Below are 18,809 nucleotides of genomic sequence, written 5' to 3'. Positions count from 1 at the left end.
AACTGTTCCCTGTTTTCTAATGACTAATGACTAATGACTAATGACTATTGACTATTGACTAATGACTATTGACTATTGACTATTGACTAAAAACCTATGGTATCCAAACAGTTTACGCCTTTTTACAGCCTTAAATCTTTGCTGCCTTTTACGATTATGGATCGTTACTTGGCTAGTGAACTGCTACCAACTTTTTTGTTTGGGGTGGGGGCTTTTTCGTCAATTGGTGTCACTGTTGATGCAGTGTTTGATTTGGTACGTAGAGTTGTAGAATCTGGTCTACCAGTTAATGTTGCTGTTCAGGTTTTTCTATTAAAACTGCCGGCTTTTATTGTTTTAGCTTTCCCCATGTCTACACTGTTGGCGACTTTGATGGCTTATAGTCGTCTTTCTAGTGAAAGTGAATTGATTGCTTTGCGGGGTTGTGGAGTCAGTGTTTATCGGATGGTGCTGACGGCGGTAATATTGAGCTTTGTGGTGACTGGGATGACTTTTGTATTTAATGAGCAAATCGCACCAGCAGCCAATTACCAAGCTACTCTCACCTTAAACGCAGCTATTAAATCAGATAAACCAAGAATTAAACAGCAGAATATCTTTTATCCTGAATATAGAGACGTTTTAGAGTCGGACGGGACTAAAAACAAGATATTGACACGCCTATTTTATGCTGACCAGTTTGATGGTAGACAGATGAAAGGCTTAACTATTATTGACCGATCCACAGAAGGTTTAAACCAAATTGTGGTTGCAGAATCAGCCCAGTGGAACGGCTCACAAAGTGTCTGGGATTTCTATAACGGTACCATCTACTTAGTTGCGCCCGATCGCTCTTACCGCAATATCTTAAGATTTGAAAAGCAACAATTAAAGCTTCCCCGCACACCTTTAAGCTTGGTAGAAAAAAGCCGTGACTATGGCGAGATGAACATTTCCGAAGCCTTGGAGCAATTAACAGTCGAGAGACTGGGAGGCGATCGCCAAAAAATCCGTAAACTAGAAGTACGAATTCAACAAAAAATCGCCCTACCTTTCGTCTGTGTAGTGTTTGGCTTAGTGGGTGCAGCTATGGGAACTATTCCCCAACGTACAGGAAGAGGTACAAGCTTTGGGATTAGCGTAATTGTTATATTCTCTTATTACCTACTCAGCTTTATCACCGGCGCACTAGGACAAGCTGGAGTCTTTTCTCCCTTCATCGGTGCTTGGTTGCCTAACTTTATTTTCTTGGGGATAGGTACATTTTTATTAATACGTGTTGCTCAAAGGTAGAGTATAGCGGGACAATGGGCATGGGGCTAATCAATTAAAAATTAAAAATTAAAAATTAAAGATTCTGTTCCCTGTTCCCTGTTCCCTGTTCCCTAATGACTATTGACTATTGACTATTGACTATTGACCATGAAAAACAATCATTATCCTCCGGCTTACTTACGCTATCTGAAAGCGCGATTAATGAATTTGGGGCGACCTAGTTTTTGGGGAACCGCTATATTTTTATCTGTGGTTGGGCTAATAATTCATGAGTATTGGGCAAACCCAGATATATTTGGTGCGCGCAATGATGCTGCTTTGAACTCTTCCGATCCTTTGGGGGCTTCACTGTCACGGGAAGATAGAGCGATCGCAGCAGATATTGATAATTTACCATTATTGTTTGGTAACAATCCACCACCAGTTTTACCTACGCAAACTGTTACTAACCCTCAAGAAAATAAAAATAGCAATTCATTGTTGGATGCTCTCAAACAAAAATCGGCTCCTCAAACACCTAATCCTGTTCCTAATAATCTCAATGCCATAGCACCACCTCAAAACCAAAATCTATTCGTATCAGAAACAGAAACTTTATTACGCTTTGGCGCAACTGATAATAATCATTTATTAGGTCTTAAGTCTTTGGATTTTTCGACTAATCCAGCAGATTCCACATCAAATTCTGCGGTAACAGCAGCCAAAACCATTAATAAAAATAACCAAAATACGAATTCAACTAATAATTTATCAACGAATATTAATTCTATTAACAATCAAAACACATCTGGCTTAAATGGGACAAACCCATCAAACACTAACTCTCTAAATGGTAATGATGACAATAGATTAGTCCAGAATTCACCTAATCTCATTTATCCTAACCAAACTTTATCACCAAATAGTATTATCAATTCACAAGTCAATTACACTCGTTTACCTGGATATAATAATTTCAATAATCAACAAAACTTGTCACCAAGTACGCGCGTAAATTCTCCTAATAACTATCTGCAACCAAACACAAATAATCCCCCGTCTGGCGTTTACAATATACCTAACAGTCAGTATCCACCATCTAGCACAGGGTTAAATACTAGACCAGGTTACGTCCAACCAACAACTACAAATAGCCAACCAAGTTTCTCTAGTAACTTTAATAACAATCAGGTTGTACAGAATCAGGTTCCACAAACAACACAAGTAATTACGGGAACATCACCAATTATTGGCCCCTATACTATTCGCAATTCCCGCCAGAATTTTAACGTCAAGGTCGAGCCGTTAGTCCCTCATAATTACGGCAATTCTATATGGCAGCAACCTAATCAAGTTCCCCAGCCAGACTTACCCTACACCCCATATACTAATCAATTCCAAGGTCAATATAGAAACAGATAACTGTTGAGTTAACAAAAATGTCATTGGCTCTAGTCCTAGTTCACTTTTACCTAGACAAATACTTTACATTCCAATACTCCCAGCAAACACTAACCCCATACCAGATGAAGAATATCTTGTGCTACCAGGAGACCTTTTACTTTTGATGATTAAAATTTATACAAGAGTTAGTACAAGAAAATAAGTATTTTGTTTGGCTCTCCCAGACTTGGGTTGATAAATTAACACTAAAAAAGGGCTAAAATGATTGATATAACAAAGTTTCGCTAAAATAAAATCCAGGATTTAATAAAAATTAACTTTACTACTCTTGAATCCCAGACTATGTAAGGATTTAACCTGATATTAAGTATTAATTTGTTATAGCTAGTCTAGGAGAGCCTTTTGTTTTACGAATAAAAAACAATTGGAAACTAGAATTTCAAGAGTCAACTGGATTAACTAAGGTTGGTTCTTCTGATGATGCTCAAGCTTATAGGGTGGTAAATTTTTGTGATAAGACAACCAAAACTGAGTTTCGGTTAGTGACGAATTTACCTGGGGTTGGAGAAGCATCTGTTAGTGATGATGAAATTAGGGATATTTATCGATTGCATTGGGGTGTTGAACTGCTATGGAAGTTTTTAAAAATGCACTTAAAGCTGGACAAACTAATTACTAAAAACGTCAATGGCATCACCATATAAATTCATGTGAGCTTGATAGCCTATCTCATCTTACAGCTTTTATCTATTCCCGAACAATGAGGAAATAAACTATTAGATAAACTTCGCTATCTCCAAGCTTGTATGTGTCAGAAAATCATTTATGTTCATTGGTTTAAGGAGATGATGTCATGCTGACAATTTTAGGCTTTTCAGGACTAGTTTAATTGAAACTGTAATGTTTTGTATCAGCATTCAACATTTCTGACAAAGATGGTAATATGTCTATGTAAATTTACGAGGCTAATCGAAATGTGATTGGACTTTACCCAATCGTACTTCTACTTAGATCGCGAATTCGCATACCAAAACAATAGAGCAAAATACAAGCATAAGTTTCATACCCGAACAAGTAAGTGCTGCTCTAGAGTTAAACCGACAAAAACGCTGCCATTAATATCCTAAATCAAGGATTAAAACTGATTAAAAATACCGATAGACTGTCGGTAATTCACGCTTCTGGAGAGTTTGTTCCCTGCTCAAAGAAGGTAAATTCTGTAATCTGAAAATTAATTTCCTGGTATTAAAAGTTATGAAACCATATCTTCCACAGAATGATCCTGAACCTACACAACGCAAGAATTTGCTGGAGCGCAAACAAGGAGAGTATGAATTTGATCACAATTTTTTAGTGCCTATGGCAATGATAAAAAATGTACCCTCTGTTGAAAATTTTTCTACTAAGTATATTGCTGAACGTACGTTAGAGACGGCAGAACTTCCTCTAAATATGTTAGCCGTTAAAACCCGTTCTTTATGGGACCCTTTAGATGAATTGCAAGACTATGAAGACTATTTTCCTGTTTTGCCTAAACCTAATGTCATCAAAACATACCAAACTGATAACTCTTTCTGTGAACAACGGCTTTGTGGTGCAAATCCTTTAGTTTTACGCCAAATTCAGCAGATGCCAGATGGCTTTGCCTTTACCATTTCAGAACTGCAAGAAAAGTTTGGTGACTCTATCGACTTAGTAGAAAGACTTAGGACTGGAAATATATATGTAGCTGATTACAGAGCGCTTGCATTTGTTAAAGGAGGAACTTATGAAAGAGGTAAGAAGTATTTACCCACTCCCATAGCGTTCTTTTGTTGGCGTAGTTCTGGTTTTAGTGATCGCGGTCAACTAGTACCGATTGCTATCCAAATCAATCCCACAGATGGTAAACAGAGTCAGTTAATCACACCTTTTGATGACCCTTTGGTCTGGTTTCATGCCAAGCTTTGTGTTCAAATTGCTGATGCTAACCATCATGAAATGAGTAGCCATTTGTGTCGAACTCACTTTGTAATGGAACCCTTCGCCATTGTCACAGCCCGTCAACTAGCGGATAACCATCCGCTCAACTTATTGCTTAAACCCCACTTCCGTTTCATGTTAACTAATAATGAATTAGGTCGTCAGCGCCTAGTTAATAGAGGTGGGCCTGTTGACGAATTGCTAGCGGGAACTTTGCAAGAATCATTGCAAATTGTCGTCAACGCATATAAAGAATGGAGCTTAGATCAGTTTTCTTTCCCCACCGAACTCAAAAATCGGGGGATGGATAATTCAGACGAACTACCTCACTATCCATATCGAGACGATGGCTTACTATTGTGGAATGCCATTAAAAAGTTTGTGTCTGAATACTTGAAACTATACTATAAAACTCCCCAAGATTTAACAGCAGACTTTGAATTACAATCTTGGGCGCAGGAATTAGTTTCCCAATCAGGCGGACGGGTCAAGGGCGTTAGCGACCGCATTACAACATTAGACCAATTAATTGATATTGCTACTGCGGTCATTTTCACCTGTGGGCCACAACACGCTGCTGTTAATTACTCACAATATGAGTATATGACTTTCATTCCCAATATGCCCCTCGCTGCTTATAAACAAATAACATCAGAAGGAACTATCCCTGACCGTAAAAGCCTACTATCATTTCTCCCACCGTCAAAGCAAACTGCTGATCAATTATCGATTTTATTCTTCTTGTCCGCCTACCGTTATGACAGATTGGGGTACTATGACGATAAGTTTTTAGACCCGGAAGCACAGGAGGTTTTAGTTAGATTTCAGCAGGAATTGAACGAAGCAGAACGGCAAATTGAGTTGAACAATAAAAGCCGTTTAATAAATTACGACTATCTGAAACCAAGGCTTGTTACTAATAGCATCAGCATATAAGTAGCCATCATGAACTGCGTACACAAGAAAACATGAAAAAGTCTTTCCCTTACACCCCTTTTTCAAGCTAGAACAGGGTAAATATTTGTAGTTCTGATTAGGTAGGGGGCAATGGTTCGACTGCGCTCACCAATCAGGGGGCATATAAGCCTTATAGCTCTTAGACCTTGTTGATAATACCTGATGGGGCGACAAGCAAGGCTGAAAACGAGACAGTGTAAAGAATGTGGCGATTTATGATAAAAAAGATACTCCTAAGAAACACATTGCGTTAAGTGTTGACTGTTAACTACGTTTTTTCCACAATTAGCTGATGTGTGAAATTTGTGGTTGTGAGTAGAGTGAATGCAAACTTATCAAATTAGGCCGTATCATCAAATACCGATTCGGGAATGTGGTGAACGGCTAGCGGAGATTCCTGTGGAAATGTTTGCGGTGGAATCTCCCCATCCTTATGAAAAATTAGGCGCGAGTTATGGAGGTTATTCTCCTTATTATCTCCGCCAAAGTGTGGTGGAAAATTTAATTCAAGCTCAGAATTACCTGCAATTACTGCGTCCTCACTGGCGCATTCAGATATTTGATGGCTATCGTCCGGTAGCTGTACAGCAGTTTATGGTAGATTACAGTTTTGCTACTGCCCTACAGGAAAGAGGCTTAACTGAAGTCGAGTTAACACCCCAGCAGCGTCAAGAGATTTGGGAAGCGGTGTATGAAATTTGGGCTGTACCCAGTATGGATGAAAAAACACCGCCTCCTCATAGTACGGGTGGTGCGGTAGACATTACACTAGTGGATGAAACTGGACAAGTGATTGATATGGGTTCGCCCATCGATGAAATGTCAGTGCGATCGCATCCAGATTACTATGCTGATCAGGATCATCCCCATGCTCATTACTATCATGCCCATCGTCAGTTATTGTGTGAGGTCATGTTGAAAGCTGGTTTTCAACGTAACCCCAAGGAATGGTGGCATTTTTGTTATGGTGATCAAATGTGGGCTTGGCTGAATCATCAACCTATGGCGATATATGGAAGGATTCAGTAGGAGGGTGTAAGGGTGTAGGGGAGAGAGACAAGGTAGACAAGGTAGACAAGATAGACAATAAATTACGCCCAGTCCCCAGCGAAGCACTGAGCTTGTCGAAGTGTCCCCAGTCCCCAATCCCTAACCTAAGCATCTTGGGGGTTAATCTGCATCATTTGCCAAGTGGTGTATGTCCCGATGGGACTCCAAAGTAAATAGGGGACTAATAATAATGCAGCCCAACCAGAAACAGTTAAAACTGTAATTGCCAAAATAATACAAATGCTGAACCCTGTACCACCGATGAGTGTACCTACCTGGAGGCTACGAAGTTTGAACATTACTGGTGTATAGGCAATGGTGACAATTTCTAGTAGCAGGTATAAGCCCATGAGTACCCAAGTTGTATTGGCATTGGGGTTGCGTTCCCAAATAATATAAGCTGACCATGCACCGCAGATAAACACAACAGTCCAGATTATGGGAATTGCAGCTTCAAAGGTTAGCCATCTGGGTCTTTGTAAGCGTTTGAACCACTGACGATCGCTCGGTGTAATCAAGTTTGCGGCTAAAGCCACTACAAGAACTATACCCCCAATCACCATCCAAGATTTAATCATTGCCCTTTATTCCTGGCGATCGCCAACTATGCTTTCAATTTCTGTTATTCTTCCCCAATCATGTCAATTTAATGCCTAATTACTCATCAATCCTAAGTTTGAGATGTTTGCTTTGGCTAATTTTCTGTCTAGAGGTATGGTTTTGGCTATGTCTGGAGGTGGGGGTAAAGACTAGAGGGTAAAAATATCCTTGTGTTGGGGAAGTAAATAATGTTAACTATATGCAAGCCGAAACAGAAGCGCGATCGCTAGTACATAGTTCACTGCATGGAATTGCCAAGACGATTAATCTGACTGGCTGGATAACTTTTTGGGTGCAACTAGCACTAGTTGTGGTTTCTGGATTAGTGCTGCTATTTGCTTCTACTGGACGCAGATTTGCTACTCAACAAAATACAGGCATCGGGATTGGGATATTCTGGGCTATTTGTGCAGTTGTGGCATTATTGTTCAGCGTGTATTGGAATTTCCGTTATACTCGCATCGCCAAGCGACTAGACAATCCCAACCCAGCTTTACATCCTACTAAAGCAGATACCATCAGAATTATTGAAATAGGAGTTTTGGCAGGTTTAATAGGGATGTTACTCGCTCTTGTGGGTGCTGGTGCCACGTTAGGAGTTTTAGTTGCCAAATCCATCTCCCAACCGCCAGGAGTAGCGATTGTTGACCCCAATAAAATTATCCGCGCTTTGGATGTGTTTGTGATGGTAGCAAATATTAATGGTATTGCTGCCCACTTTATTGGGACTGTCACTTCAATGTGGTTATTGCAAAAATTAAGGTGATGGGGAATAGGTAATAGGGCATTGTATTTTTCTTCGCCTACACCCTTACATCCCTACACCCCTATCCCTTTTTTACAAATTCTAGACACAATTGCCGAAAGCGATCGCCCCTCACTTCAAAATTGGGAAATTGGTCAAAGCTGGCGCAAGCTGGTGATAGTAATACTACTGCTGCTTGATGTTCTTTGGCTAACTCTGCACCTCTGGGTACAGCGTTTTCCATTGTTTCCACAATTTCATAATTGTTATAACCAACTTCTTGCAGCCGTTGAGCAAAGGCTGGTGCCGCCGCGCCAATCAATAAGACGGCGGCCGCTTTGGTTTGTATACTAGCTAACCATGCTGTATCGTCTCCTGGTTTAGCTTCACCCCCAGCAATTAACACCACTGGACTACTCACAGATGCTAGTCCTACATCTGCTGCGTCGTAATTGGTAGCTTTGCTGTCGTTAATAAAATCAATGCCTTCCCAAGTGCAGATATGCTCTAAACGGTGGGGAACTCCGGGGAATTCTCGCACCGCTTTGTCGATGGCTGCGGGTTCTATGCCGGCTAATCTCGCTACACCGACGGACATGAGTAAGTTTTGTTGGTTATGCGCTCCCACCATCCGCAAAGCAGAGGCTGCAATAATTCTTTCTGGTTGAGAGTCGGCTTGTAACTGTTCTACTACCCAACCATCTTCAATATAAAAGCCTTTTTTTCCAATCAGAAATTCTTTACCCTTGACACTTGTCCAGTAAGCATCCGGCCACTGACTGAGACCGACTTTACTTAAATAAGCATCATCGCCGTTCACAACTTGTAATTGCGACTGACGTAACAGCTTGGCTTTGATGTTGTAATAATTTTCTAGGGTTTTGTGACGGGCTAGGTGATCTGGGGTAAAAGTCGTCCAGACGCTTATGTGAGGAGCTAGGGATGCAGAAGATTCGATTTGATAGCTGCTCATTTCCCCAATGATCCAATCAGGTAATTTCTTGGCTAACGCTACTTCACAAGCAGCGTAGCCAATGTTACCACAGGCTGGAGCATCAAATCCTGCCGCTTGAAAGATGGCTGCAATCAGGGCTGTGGTGGTAGTTTTACCGTTAGTACCGGTGATTCCCACCCAAGGCAGCTTGTATAAATTGCGCCAAGCCAATTCCATTTCGCCAATTGTTTCTATGCCCAATTCTCGCGCCTTGACTAACACTGGTATGTCCCAAGGCACACCAGGACTAACGACAATTAAATTGGGTAAATCAACACCATCTAATTCTAGTGAATACCCTAGTTTAACCGTGATTTGTTCCTTGGCGAGTTCTTGTTGTTGACTGAGGAGGGTTTCGGAGGTGTTGCGGTCAGTGAGCATCACCTCCCAACCTTCCCGTTTCAACAATCTCGCCGCAGCAATACCGGACTTTCCTAATCCAATGACATGGGCTTTGGACATAGACTGTGGCAGAGTTCCCTGGTTAAGCACTCATTATGTTATCGCTAATTGGCAAAAATTAACACCATATTTTGTTGCTTTAAACTACAGATTTTTCACTATGGCTCCGAAGTCTGCTAGCACACGGGCGTGATTTCGCAATAATCCCAGCAAATTCAAGCGATTGCGCTTAATTTCTGGATCAGGGTCAATCACTAACACGCTATCCGCGCCATCAAAGAAATTACTCACAGTGGGAGCAATATTTATTAACCCTTCTACTAACAGTTGATAATTACGCGATTGTTGTGCGGCTTGGGTTTGCGGTACTAATTTAACTAAGGCTGCATAAAAGGCTGACTCAGAAGACTTTTGGAATAGTTCTGGACGGACTAAATTTGTGGGGTCTAGCTGTTTGGTATCTAAATCTCCTTGGGCTGCTAGTCTGGTGGAACGGTTGACGGTTTCGTAGATTTTATCGAGTGTACCATCGCGGCGGATTTGTTGCAGGTATAGGGCGCGATCGCGCACATCTAATAAATCCTGTAATGCCCTATCTGTATACTCTGGGTCATCTTCTCCCAAGACGGCGTTAACTAAATCGTAGTCAATTTGTTTTTCTTCTTGCAGTAGGGTACGAACCCGTTGTAAGAAAAAGTCATCTCGAAATACTGCGTTAATGTCTGCTTGGTCTTGACTTATGTCATGTTTTTCAGCAAAGTCTTTTGATATTTGATCCAATAAATTTTTCAGATTTATTGGCAAATTGGCTGTCCATGTAATGTTAATAACAGCGTTAGCTGCACGTCGCAAGGCGAATGGATCAGATGAACCAGTAGGTTTTGCTGCCAATCCCATCATTCCTAATTCCAAGATACTGACTATAGTATCGAGTCTGTCTGCGATACCGACTACTTGACCTGTGAGAGTTTGGGGTAGGATGTCATCTGCCCCCCGTGGTAAATAATGTTCAAAAATCGCCGTAGCCACTTCGGTTGATTCACCGCTAGCGATCGCGTATTTTTGTCCCATAATTCCCTGTAATTCTGGAAATTCAAAGACCATCTGCGTTACTAGGTCGGCTTTACATAATAATGCGCCTCGTTCAATATGTTGTTGGCTGTCGGCATTTAATTGCAGTTGGGTAGAAATTTGTCCAGCAATATTAACTATCCGGTCTACTTTAGTGCGTAATGAACCTAAATCTTCTTGGAAGGTGACGGTTTCTAGTTGGGGTAAATAATCTTCTAAGGCTTTTGATAAATCAGATTTGTAGAAAAATTGTCCATCTGCTAGCCTAGCTCTGATTACCCGTTCATTGCCCACGGCGATAATCTCGGCTTTGTTGGGGTCGCCATTACCCACGGTAATAAAATAAGCTTGCAGTTCTGTTGTACTACCAGCCTTGAATACGGGGAAATAACGCTGGTGACTCACCATGACTGTAGTGATTACTTCCGTAGGTAAAGCTAAAAATTCTGTTTCAAATTTACCCACCACTGGGGAAGGCCATTCTACGAGGTTCGTCACTTCTTCCAGTAAATCGGGATACATTTCCGTACTCCCGTTTAATTTCTGCACCGCCGCTTGGACTTGTGCTTGGATTGATTGGGTGCGTTCTTCGGGGTTTACAACTACGTAAGCAGATTGGAGGGTTTTCACGTAGTCGGCGGCATTGTGGATGGTGACAGGTTCAGGATGTAAAACACGATGACCATAGGAAATGCGATCGCTGTTAATTTTAAGTGAGCCATTTTCTAATTCAATGGGTAGAATCGCCTCATCCAACAAACTCACTAACCAACGAATAGGACGAGAAAATCTCACATCCCCATCCCCCCAGCGCATCAAGCGTTTACCTTCTAGGTTGTAAATCCACTGGGGAACCAGTTCTGTCAAGATATCCGCTACAGGACGGCCGGGAATACTTTTTTGGACAAAGACAAAATCCCCTTTATCTGTAGGACGCACTTCTAAAGCTTCTATCGCCACACCTTGCTTTTTCGCAAAACCTATGGCGGCTGGTGTGGGTTGACCATCTTTAAAAGCAGCTTGGGCGGGTGGGCCTTTGATTTCCTCTTCTCTGTCTGGTTGCTGGGATGGTAAACCTGTAATCAGTACCGCCAACCGCCGGGGAGTACCGTAAACAGCTACCGATTCACTATTGAGGCTATGGGCTGCTAAACTTTCAGGAATACGCGATCGCCACTGTGCCACAGCACCACTCAGAAAGCTTGCAGGTAGTTCTTCTGTACCAACTTCTAATAAAAATGCCGTCATATTTAATGTTGCGTAGCTTAACTTTCACTGATCAATTCCAACAGTTTACCTCGCCATCAGGCTGAGGTGGACTATGCCAAGCTACTGTTTGTCGGTGGAAAATGGTAGGCTGCAAAGTAAGGGAGTGCAGGGGAGAAAAATTCTACCTGTTGAGGAAATTAAGGACACCAGAATTAAAATTAATTGCTCTATTATTGAGTTGCAGTCATAGCAGTGGCTTCTTTGCCTTTATCGCGATTCCACAAAAATACTTTGCGCTGTTTCCCAATCTAAGGCAGCACGGGTTCTACCAACCATGATGATGTAGGATGGAAAGCGTTGCTCTAGGACTAAATTACAACCTGGTAAAATACCGAAGGCCATAAGCTTTTGTAACACTGCATCATCTTGAGTTCGCAAACAGACAACAGTTTGCGGTTGACCGATTTTCGCTGCTGATAAGGCGTTCATATTAAAATTGCACTCCGAATAAAGTTAAGCCAAAATTGACAAGATATCCCATCAAAAAAGCAAAGGGAAAAATAAACAGTACGATCGCAACAGTGGTTTTAGTTCCCCTCTCTTTAATCAGCATTTGCAATTGAGCAATGCAAGGTAAAAACAAGGTCAAAACAATCGCCGCTACCACTAACTGATTACCTGTGAGGCTACCTTGTTGCTGTAAATCAAATAGTCCGGCTGCACCATAATCTCTTCTAAAGAAGCCATAAAGAAATATTGGTGCTGCTTGTGTGGGCATTCCCAAGGACGCAATTAGGGGTTCAATTCCCCGAATAATCATGTCAAATATTCCTGTTAATCGTCCCACCCAAATCAACACTGAAGCCCAAATAAATAAAGGTAGAACTTCCAGAAAATACCATTTCATTCGCACCCAGGTTTTAGTCAACACATTGCGTAATTTGGGCAAACGCAAAGGCGGAACTTCCATGTAAAATCTGCCGGAATTACCTGGTAATAGTTTGGCGGTAAGATAGCCAACTACTATAAAAATTGCTGTGATAAAACCTCCCCAAAACAGTAAGGCGGCGGGTTTTTGTGCGAGTAATCCCACAATTACACCCCACTGGGCTGCACAAGGAATAGCCAGGGATAACAAAAAGGTAGCAATTAACCTTTCCCGCTTGGTTTCTAAAGTGCGGGTGACAATGGTGGCCATGGTGTCGCAACCTAAGCCCAACACCATTGGAATCACGGCGCGTCCAGATAAACCTACCGATTTGAATAGCCTATCGAGCATTAAAGATAAGCGTGGGAGATAACCACTATCTTCTAGTAACGAGAACATCAAGAAGTAGGTAGCAACTACGGGTAAGACGATCGCAGTCGCGTAGCGAATCCCCAAGGTGATGATGCCATAGTCATTGGCAATTAGGTCTTGCATTGGTCGCCAAGGAATAACTTGGGCGGTGATGTGGTTGACTAATGGGTTAATTTGTGATTCAAAAAAGGTTTCGATGCGATCAACTAATTCCCCCGCACCAAATTCACCGACAAATTTGTAAACTCCGTAGTAGAGGATAACGACGAGGATGGGGAAGCCGGTAATAGGGTTGACTGTGAGTTGATGTAATGTCTCCGTCAGGGAAGATCGCGCCCGTCTGGTTTCCTGCAAAGCGGCTCTTTCGATAGCATGAGCTTGACTTTGGCGAGTATTGGCGATCGCTAATCCAATGGGTTGTCTGAGTTGATTTTGGGTGACGGTAATCAATACTTCTAAATGCTGACATTGTTCTTGATCCCGTTGTAAGGTTTGCCATAGTCCTGGATCTTTTTGTAGCAGTAATAAAGCTAAACTCCGAGGAGAAAGGGAGTAATTAGCAAATAAATAGCGATCGCCCAAGGTTTGCCACCATGATTCTAGTTGTGCGATCGCCACTTCAATTGGTTCTGGATAAATCACTTGACTAATCCTAATTTTTGACTATTGACTGTTAACTGTTGACTCTTTCCCCACTCAAACTAGACAGAATCGGCACAAAAGGCATAATTCTATGTTTCAATTCATCTATGCCTTGGTTCAAAGCCGCCGCCATACAAACTACGGGGATTTCCAACTCCATCTCCAATGCGTCTTGTCGCACATCCAGTCCCCAACGTTGGGCTTCATCCATCATGTTGACGGCAAGTATTACCGGTAGTTCAGCTTCTATCAATTGAAAGGTGAGTGGTAACATTCTTCCTAAGTTCTTCGCATCCACCACATGAATCACGGCTGCTACAGGTTCAATTAATAATAAATCTCTAGCAACTTTTTCTTCTTCACTAATTGGCAGCAGTGAATACATCCCTGGTGTATCAACCACCGTTATAGTTTGCTCCCCTATCTGTGCCAGTCCCCTACTCACCTCTACGGTAGTGCCTGGATAGTTAGATACTGTGACGTAAATTCCCGTCAGGGCATTAAACAATACGCTTTTACCAACATTCGGCATTCCTACCAAGGCAATAGGGGGATGAGAAAAAACTTCCTTCGCCAAAAATTGCTTGTTTTTGCGAAAGAATGGCAATCTTTGTGATGGTTTTCCACAAGATTGACCTTGGGATTTACATTTGTGGCACTCCATAGAAGTTATTTATTGGATTTTACTGCAAGTAATTCTCAGATTAAAATGTGAGGATCTTGTGAGGGGTAGATACTTTTAACAGACATTCCCAATTTTCCATTCCCCGTTAACGTAGTTTGTGAAATCGAGCAAACATAAATTTTTGTAACTATCTTCGTAAAAATACGTAAGTAGTAGAGAAGCACAATTATAGAAGCCATAAGCTTGCATCGCCCATCAAGAAGATTGTGACAAGGGGAACAATGATGTTAAAAAAACTAGCAGCATCTGTGCTGACTTCCGTGGGTCTATTGAGCCTGAATGCTAGCCCGACATTAGCAAGACCAGCCCAAGATTTCCGCTATCATAGAAGCTTTAATACTACTAATTGTAATATTGCGATTAACGGCGAAAGATATACTTGTGATTATGGAGTCATGGGTGCATTCAGTAATGCTAGTGCCAACCTCAAACTATGTTCTACTCGATATTGTTTTATTCTGATACTGAGTCGCGCTCAACTCGCTAATGTCGCCGATGGTCAAGATTTTTACGTCAATCAAGTGGCTTTTCAACAAGGAGACTCGATTATAGACGAATGGGATGCTTCCATTAGATGCGGGTTTAGTCGCTCAGATGGTATAGGATGCCTGGGTGAACTGGAAAATGGCACAAGAATTGCCATTTATGTTGAGTAAGATCATCCTCAGTCCACACAATTAATTTTTTACACGATTAATGACCAGCAACATTAAACTCTATCCATCTGAAGGATAGAGTTTTTTATACATACTGATGTTATTCACCAGACAAATTTGTTAAGTAATACTATTTACATAGAGTCTTAACTTTAAAATGAAAATTTGCAGAAAATTGTTAAAGATTTGATGAACTAACCGTATAAACACTATAATTTACGGATATAAAGTTACAATTCTCTGAAGAATAAAATACCACTAAAAACCAACAGTATCAGAAAACTGTAAAATTTGACCATACCACACACAATCACTACTCATCTGGGAAATTAGCAATTAGTTAATATTCATACTGACAAGTGATTTATCTGAGGCAACAAACCAATTAACTTATACGTCTTTTCACGGAAAAGCATCATAGTAGCCACGTACTTTATTTATCGACTATGTTCAAGTGCGAAGCTGTTGCAAAAAAATCCTAACTAAAATTATGAAAACTTAGCTAATATCCACACAACTGATATTCTCAAACGTACATTTAGCAAAAATTTTTATTAAAATCTCATGCACATTCTGATTTATTCTTACAACTATTACCCTGAACCCATAGGCATTGCACCTTTAATCACGGAACTAGCAGAAGGTTTAGTGACAAGAGGGCATCAAGTGAGGGTAATCACAGGAATGCCTAACTATCCCCAACGGGAAATTTACAAGGAATATCAGGGTAAATGGTATGTAACAGAAAAAAAGAATGGCGTGACTATCCAGCGCAGTTACTTACGAATTAAATCTAAACCCAATTTAATAGATCGCTTACTGCTGGAATTAAGTTTTATATTTACCAGTTTACCCCAAGCCTTCAGAGGCAAGCGGCCTGATGTCATTCTCCTCACAGTCCCGCCACTGTTAGTTTCCCTTCCCGCAACTTTACTCGGTCGCTTGTATGGATGTCCTGTAGTGCTGAATGTCCAAGATATTCTACCGGAAGCAGCAATTCGTGTCGGACTGATGACGAACAAGCGAATGATTCAGTTTTGTGAAGCTATAGAAAAATTTGCTTATCGCTATGCTACTAAAATTAGTGTGATTGCTGATGGGTTTTTAGAGAATTTAGTTAAGAAGGGAGTCAACCCCCAAAAGATGGTATGTATTCCCAATTGGGTAGACGTAAATTTTATTCGCCCCTTAAACAAAAACAACTCTTGGAGAAGCAATCATCGACTAAATGGTAAATTTGTGGTGATGTACTCTGGTAACATCGCCCTAACGCAAGGTTTAGAAACGGTAGTTGCAGCCGCAGCTTGTTTGCGTCATATTCCCGACATTAGTTTTGTGATTGCGGGGGAATCGAAGGCTTTAGAAAGATTGCAAAAACATTGTTTAGCCTGTGGTGCAGATAATGTTTTACTTCTACCCCTACAACCGAGAGAAAAACTACCGCAAATGTTAGCTACGGCTGATGTGGGTTTGATTGTCCAAAAAAGCAATGTGATTTCCTTTAATATGCCTTCTAAAATCCCTTTATTATTAGCGGCTGGTCGTCCAGTAGTGGGATCAGTTCCAGATAACGGAACAGCAGCCAAAGTCATTGCAGAAAGCGGCGGTGGTCTAATTGTCGAACCAGAGTCACCAGAAGCATTAGCAGCCGCAGTGTTGGAATTGTACAATAATGCTGACTTAGCCGCAAAATTAGGGCATCAAGGTAGACAGTTTGCGTTAGAGAAGTTTGCTTTTGAACAAGCTATAGAGAGTTATGAAGATTTATTTTTTGATGTCATAGGTCAAAGAAGACCAACTTTAGATAAAACCGAACCCTTGAGTGAACAAAAATCAATTGTTGATGTGTCTAGATAACTATTGCAGACTTACATTAGGGAATAGGGCATTGGGCATTGGGCATTGAGCATGGGAACATTAGGGTAAAATCTCCCTTGTCTACCTTGTCTACCTTGCCTCCTATTCCCTATTCCCCATTCCCCATTCCCCATTCCCCATTCCCCAGTCCCCAATCACCATATAATTATTTTTTACACATCAATAACATATGGCAGCATTGATTGGAAGAGATTTATTAAGTCTGGCAGACTTGAATCCTACGGAACTTCAGGAACTTCTGCAACTGGCGACTCAATTGAAATCGCAAAAATTGCAATTGCGGTGCAATAAAGTCTTGGGTTTGTTGTTTTCTAAGGCTTCAACTCGCACAAGGGTTAGCTTTACGGTGGCGATGTATCAATTGGGTGGACAAGTTATTGATCTCAATCCTAATGTAACTCAAGTTAGTCGGGGCGAACCTGTACAAGATACAGCACGAGTATTAGACCGCTATTTAGATATTCTGGCAATTCGCACCTTTGCTCAACAGGAGTTGGAAACTTTTGCTGACTATGCCAAAATTCCTGTAATTAATGCTTTGACAGATTTAGAACATCCTTGCCAAATATTAGCTGATTTATTAACTGTGCAGGAATGTTTCGGCACTTTGGCGGGGTTAACTTTAACCTATGTTGGTGATGGCAATAATGTTGCTAATTCTTTGCTATTAGGTTGTGCTTTGGCGGGAATGAATGTCAGAATCGCCACTCCCCAAGGTTATGAACCAGATCCTAACATTGTGGAGCAAACAAGGGCGATCGCAGGAGATAAAACTGAGGTGTTAATTACTCATGATCCGCACTTAGCCACAAAGGGCGCATCTGTACTTTACACTGATGTTTGGGCAAGTATGGGACAAGAAGCAGAAGCAGGCGATCGCTTTCCTATTTTCCAACCATATCAGATTTCTGAAGAGTTATTGAGTCTCGCTGACCCAGAGGCAATTGTTTTACACTGTTTACCCGCCCACCGTGGGGAAGAAATTACCGAAGCAGTAATGGAAGGTTCACACTCACGCATTTGGGATCAGGCGGAAAATCGTCTACACGCACAAAAGGCTTTGTTAGTCAGTATCTTAGGTGCTGATTGAAAAGTTCAAAGTCAAAATTAAAAAGGCAGAAGAAAGATAATCTGATTTTCTTTTGCCTTTGAACTTAATTTTGCTCATTGACAAGCAAGCACAACAATAAAAAGGTAGATTTTTCAACTATTGACTAATATACGGGCAGGGTTCACCAAAACACCTGTTTTTAAACGTGAACATCTCACAGAGTCCGCCCCTACTGACTAATGACTAATGACTAATTTTTATTTTTATCTTGTGATTAGAGGTTTTTTATAGTACTAATGTTCTAGGGACATTTATATTTACATCCCTCATTAATTGTATGGAAAGACTCACTCAAGCGCAACAAGAACTTTATGAATGGTTAGCTGAATATATCAGAACACATCAGCATTCACCTTCGATTCGCCAAATGATGCAAGCGATGAATTTAAAATCGCCAGCACCAATTCAAAGTCGTTTAGAACATTTACGCAATAAAGGATACATTGAATGGACAGAAGGTAAAGCGAGAACAATTAGAATTTTACAAGCTTTGAGGCAAGGTATACCCGTTTTAGGAACCATTGCGGCGGGGGGTTTAATAGATCCTTTTACTGATGCTGTGGAACATATCGATTTTTCCAATCTGATTTTACCGCCGCAAACCTATGCTTTAAGGGTAGCGGGGGATAGCATGATTGAGGATTTAATTAGTGATGGGGATTTAGTATTTCTCCGTCCAGTTCCTGAACCTGAACATTTAAAAAATGGCACGATTGTAGCGGCGCGAGTTGATGGCTATGGTACTACATTAAAACGTTTTTATCGTAGTGGTGATCGCGTCACCCTCAAACCCGCTAACGCCAAATACAACCCCATTGAAGTTGCAGCCATGCAAGTAGAGGTGCAAGGTTCTCTTGTCGGCGTTTGGCGGGGTTATATGTGAGTGGGGAATGGGGAATGGGGAATGGGG

15 protein-coding genes and 1 pseudogene are annotated in these 18,809 nt (G+C 41.2%); 10 read left to right on the top strand and 6 right to left on the bottom strand.

Annotated features, from left to right (window positions below; genetic code table 11):
* Positions 1–156: 156 nt before the first annotated feature.
* The 5 genes and pseudogenes from ACQFX9_RS24135 (at position 157) to ACQFX9_RS24115 (ending at position 6,585) form a co-directional block, all read left to right on the top strand.
* Complete coding sequence (locus ACQFX9_RS24135; RefSeq protein WP_427162989.1) at positions 157–1,272, top strand: LptF/LptG family permease; 1,116 nt, start codon at positions 157–159, stop codon at positions 1,270–1,272.
* Between the two features lie 123 nt (positions 1,273–1,395).
* Positions 1,396–2,655 carry a hypothetical protein gene (locus tag ACQFX9_RS24130; RefSeq protein WP_427159114.1) on the top strand — a complete coding sequence of 420 codons (1,260 nt, stop codon included), beginning with the start codon at positions 1,396–1,398 and terminating at the stop codon, positions 2,653–2,655.
* Positions 2,656–3,038: 383 nt separating this feature from the next.
* Positions 3,039–3,497: pseudogene (locus ACQFX9_RS24125) on the top strand (transposase); the annotation flags it as partial.
* Positions 3,498–3,891: 394 nt separating this feature from the next.
* On the top strand, positions 3,892–5,535 hold the full coding sequence (locus ACQFX9_RS24120; RefSeq protein ID WP_427159112.1) for a lipoxygenase family protein: 1,644 nt from the start codon (positions 3,892–3,894) through the stop codon (positions 5,533–5,535).
* A 345-nt stretch (positions 5,536–5,880) separates the two neighbouring features.
* Positions 5,881–6,585, top strand: a complete 705-nt coding sequence (locus ACQFX9_RS24115; protein ID WP_427159110.1) for a M15 family metallopeptidase — start codon at positions 5,881–5,883, stop codon at positions 6,583–6,585.
* A 125-nt stretch (positions 6,586–6,710) separates the two neighbouring features.
* Here ACQFX9_RS24115 and ACQFX9_RS24110 read toward each other — a convergent pair whose 3' ends face one another.
* Positions 6,711–7,184 carry a TspO/MBR family protein gene (locus ACQFX9_RS24110; protein ID WP_427159108.1) on the bottom strand — a complete coding sequence of 158 codons (474 nt, stop codon included), beginning with the start codon at positions 7,182–7,184 and terminating at the stop codon, positions 6,711–6,713.
* 221 nt (positions 7,185–7,405) lie between these two features.
* Here ACQFX9_RS24110 and ACQFX9_RS24105 point away from each other — a divergent pair, with 221 nt between their 5' ends.
* Positions 7,406–7,972, top strand: coding sequence for a DUF3611 family protein (locus ACQFX9_RS24105; RefSeq protein WP_427159106.1), 567 nt, complete (start codon positions 7,406–7,408; stop codon positions 7,970–7,972).
* 61 nt (positions 7,973–8,033) lie between these two features.
* Here the strand turns inward: ACQFX9_RS24105 and murD are convergent, their stop codons facing one another.
* The 5 genes from murD to ACQFX9_RS24080 form a co-directional block, all read right to left on the bottom strand.
* Positions 8,034–9,407 carry a UDP-N-acetylmuramoyl-L-alanine--D-glutamate ligase gene (gene murD / locus ACQFX9_RS24100; protein WP_427159104.1) on the bottom strand — a complete coding sequence of 458 codons (1,374 nt, stop codon included), beginning with the start codon at positions 9,405–9,407 and terminating at the stop codon, positions 8,034–8,036.
* 84 nt (positions 9,408–9,491) lie between these two features.
* Positions 9,492–11,666, bottom strand: coding sequence for a glycine--tRNA ligase subunit beta (glyS, locus tag ACQFX9_RS24095; protein WP_427159102.1), 2,175 nt, complete (start codon positions 11,664–11,666; stop codon positions 9,492–9,494).
* Between the two features lie 228 nt (positions 11,667–11,894).
* The gene (locus ACQFX9_RS24090) at positions 11,895–12,116 is read right to left on the bottom strand and encodes a FeoA family protein (RefSeq protein WP_427159100.1); all 222 of its coding nucleotides are present in this window, start codon (positions 12,114–12,116) and stop codon (positions 11,895–11,897) included.
* Between the two features lies 1 nt (position 12,117).
* Complete coding sequence (locus ACQFX9_RS24085; protein ID WP_427159098.1) at positions 12,118–13,569, bottom strand: nucleoside recognition domain-containing protein; 1,452 nt, start codon at positions 13,567–13,569, stop codon at positions 12,118–12,120.
* A gap of 31 nt (positions 13,570–13,600) precedes the next feature.
* On the bottom strand, positions 13,601–14,233 hold the full coding sequence (locus ACQFX9_RS24080) for a FeoB small GTPase domain-containing protein (protein ID WP_427159094.1): 633 nt from the start codon (positions 14,231–14,233) through the stop codon (positions 13,601–13,603).
* A gap of 242 nt (positions 14,234–14,475) precedes the next feature.
* Here ACQFX9_RS24080 and ACQFX9_RS24075 point away from each other — a divergent pair, with 242 nt between their 5' ends.
* The 4 genes from ACQFX9_RS24075 (at position 14,476) to lexA (ending at position 18,782) form a co-directional block, all read left to right on the top strand.
* Positions 14,476–14,910: a hypothetical protein gene (locus tag ACQFX9_RS24075; RefSeq protein WP_427159092.1), complete on the top strand. Its 435-nt coding sequence runs from the start codon at positions 14,476–14,478 to the stop codon at positions 14,908–14,910.
* Between the two features lie 564 nt (positions 14,911–15,474).
* Positions 15,475–16,767: a glycosyltransferase family 4 protein gene (locus ACQFX9_RS24070; protein WP_427159090.1), complete on the top strand. Its 1,293-nt coding sequence runs from the start codon at positions 15,475–15,477 to the stop codon at positions 16,765–16,767.
* A gap of 190 nt (positions 16,768–16,957) precedes the next feature.
* The gene (argF, locus tag ACQFX9_RS24065; RefSeq protein WP_427159088.1) at positions 16,958–17,878 is read left to right on the top strand and encodes an ornithine carbamoyltransferase; all 921 of its coding nucleotides are present in this window, start codon (positions 16,958–16,960) and stop codon (positions 17,876–17,878) included.
* 298 nt (positions 17,879–18,176) lie between these two features.
* A complete protein-coding gene (gene lexA / locus ACQFX9_RS24060) occupies positions 18,177–18,782 on the top strand; it encodes a transcriptional repressor LexA (protein ID WP_427159086.1) in 606 nt (201 codons plus the stop codon).
* Positions 18,783–18,809 lie beyond the last annotated feature (27 nt).

Origin of the sequence: Aliinostoc sp. HNIBRCY26, from assembly GCF_050235535.1 — a bacterium.
Lineage (GTDB): Bacteria > Cyanobacteriota > Cyanobacteriia > Cyanobacteriales > Nostocaceae > Trichormus.
This window is presented reverse-complemented; position numbering and strand designations above follow the sequence as displayed.

Excerpts from the sequence above, each read along its gene's own strand:
- ACQFX9_RS24135 (WP_427162989.1), top strand. The coding sequence starts at position 157 with ATGGATCGTTACTTGGCTAGTGAACTGCTACCAACTTTTTTGTTTGGG.
- ACQFX9_RS24120 (WP_427159112.1), top strand. The coding sequence starts at position 3,892 with ATGAAACCATATCTTCCACAGAATGATCCTGAACCTACACAACGCAAG.
- ACQFX9_RS24115 (WP_427159110.1), top strand. The coding sequence starts at position 5,881 with ATGCAAACTTATCAAATTAGGCCGTATCATCAAATACCGATTCGGGAA.
- ACQFX9_RS24110 (WP_427159108.1), bottom strand. The coding sequence starts at position 7,184 with ATGATTAAATCTTGGATGGTGATTGGGGGTATAGTTCTTGTAGTGGCT.
- ACQFX9_RS24105 (WP_427159106.1), top strand. The coding sequence starts at position 7,406 with ATGCAAGCCGAAACAGAAGCGCGATCGCTAGTACATAGTTCACTGCAT.
- murD (WP_427159104.1), bottom strand. The coding sequence starts at position 9,407 with ATGTCCAAAGCCCATGTCATTGGATTAGGAAAGTCCGGTATTGCTGCG.
- glyS (WP_427159102.1), bottom strand. The coding sequence starts at position 11,666 with ATGACGGCATTTTTATTAGAAGTTGGTACAGAAGAACTACCTGCAAGC.
- ACQFX9_RS24090 (WP_427159100.1), bottom strand. The coding sequence starts at position 12,116 with ATGAACGCCTTATCAGCAGCGAAAATCGGTCAACCGCAAACTGTTGTC.
- ACQFX9_RS24080 (WP_427159094.1), bottom strand. The coding sequence starts at position 14,233 with ATGGAGTGCCACAAATGTAAATCCCAAGGTCAATCTTGTGGAAAACCA.
- ACQFX9_RS24075 (WP_427159092.1), top strand. The coding sequence starts at position 14,476 with ATGATGTTAAAAAAACTAGCAGCATCTGTGCTGACTTCCGTGGGTCTA.
- ACQFX9_RS24070 (WP_427159090.1), top strand. The coding sequence starts at position 15,475 with ATGCACATTCTGATTTATTCTTACAACTATTACCCTGAACCCATAGGC.
- argF (WP_427159088.1), top strand. The coding sequence starts at position 16,958 with ATGGCAGCATTGATTGGAAGAGATTTATTAAGTCTGGCAGACTTGAAT.
- lexA (WP_427159086.1), top strand. The coding sequence starts at position 18,177 with ATGGAAAGACTCACTCAAGCGCAACAAGAACTTTATGAATGGTTAGCT.